The sequence below is a fragment of the Acidithiobacillus sp. TH-A36 genome (genome assembly GCF_057473445.1).
In genome coordinates, this window is the sequence record NZ_JBYCKP010000450.1 from 1 (window position 1) to 1,448 (window position 1,448).

The 1,448-nt window shown below is 58.3% G+C and carries 1 pseudogene; it reads right to left on the reverse strand.

Annotated elements, in window-relative coordinates:
* Positions 1-1,448, reverse strand: a pseudogene (locus AC2VLY_RS11625) (exodeoxyribonuclease V subunit gamma); the annotation flags it as partial.

A 1,448-nucleotide genomic window follows, 5' to 3' on the forward strand; every position in this document is an offset into this window, starting at 1 on the left:
CGGTTTTTTTCGGGCGCGGGGTCGTCGGCGGGATATTTATCCGGCCAGCCCGTGGCGATGGCATCGCGCAACTGGCTGATCATTAAGGCGGGCTGACGCAGCTGGTTATTGCGCGGGTCCCGACCCGTCCAGCTGATATACAGGATTTGCCGTGCCGCCAACAGAGCTTCCAGCATCAGGTAATGATCATCATCCCGGCGTGAGCGGTCACCCGGACGACTCATGCCCGCCAGGGCCATCAAATCATAATCCGGGCGCGGATTGCGACGCGGATAGTCTTCCTCGTTCATGCCCAACAGGCAGATCATGGCGTAGGGAACCGCCCGCATGGGTAGCAAGGTGCAGAAGGTGACTCCACCACCGAGAAAATGGCGATGTAATTCCGGCAGGTTGAGCATGTCCAGCCAGTTGGCGCGAAATACTGTCAGGGGCAGGTCTTCGGCAAAATCCGCCAGGGCACAATCTTCCAGCCACTGCTGCAGGGCGGCGTCCAGTTGTTGCATGATTTCAGCGTCATCTGCGTCTTCGGCACTGAAAAAATCGGCGAGCAACTGCCGGGCCGCTTCAGCCCAGGCCTGCGGACTCCGCGCCGTGCTCAGAGCGTGTTGCCAGTTTTCCAGACGTTCCAGCATCTGATTGAGAGGACCCAGCAGTGCTGCGTCGAGCCCTCCGGCCTCGCCGTAGGCCTCGATATGGGCGAAGTGACTGTCATGGCCATTGGCATAACCGAGATTCAGCCGCTGCAGGGCAAAAGCACCAGTATTTTGCGCGCCGCAGTAGGACATACCCAATGCGTGGCGATGTTCTGCCGATAAACCCCAGCGCCACCCGGATTCTTCAAGCCAGGATTCGAGCAGGGGCAGATCACCGGTTTCCAAGCCAAAACGTCGACGGAAGGCCGGGCAATGCAGCAGATCACGGATTTCACTTTGCTGACAGCGCTGTTCCGGTAATTGCAGCAACCAGTCCAGTGCCTGCAGCAGGGGAGATTCTTCGCGCGCCTGCAAATCCACAATATGGTAGGGAATATAGCGTGCATCTTCGCGGTCGTACTGATCAAAAGTGGCGCGAATCAGCGGCGCAAAGCGGCTGATTTCCGGGACCATCACAATGATATCCCGAGGCTGCATGGAACCGGTGGCGAGATGGTCCAGTAGCTGGTCATGGAGAACCTGCAACTCGCGCAGGGCGCTGTGGGCGACGTGAAAAACAATGGAACGGTCGGTTTCGCAGACTGGCTGACAGTGTTCCGGAGTAATGACTTCCTGCTCGCGGATCAGTACCTGCAGTTGTCTGAGCAGGGTCTCGCCCCAGTCTTCGCTAAACAGGTCAATACGCGGGATGGCCAGCGCGCTTTGTCTGGCCCGGGTATCATCCCATTGCTCCAGCATGTTCAGAAAATCCCGACCCTGGCGACCCCATTGGGCGAGTAACACATTACATTCACT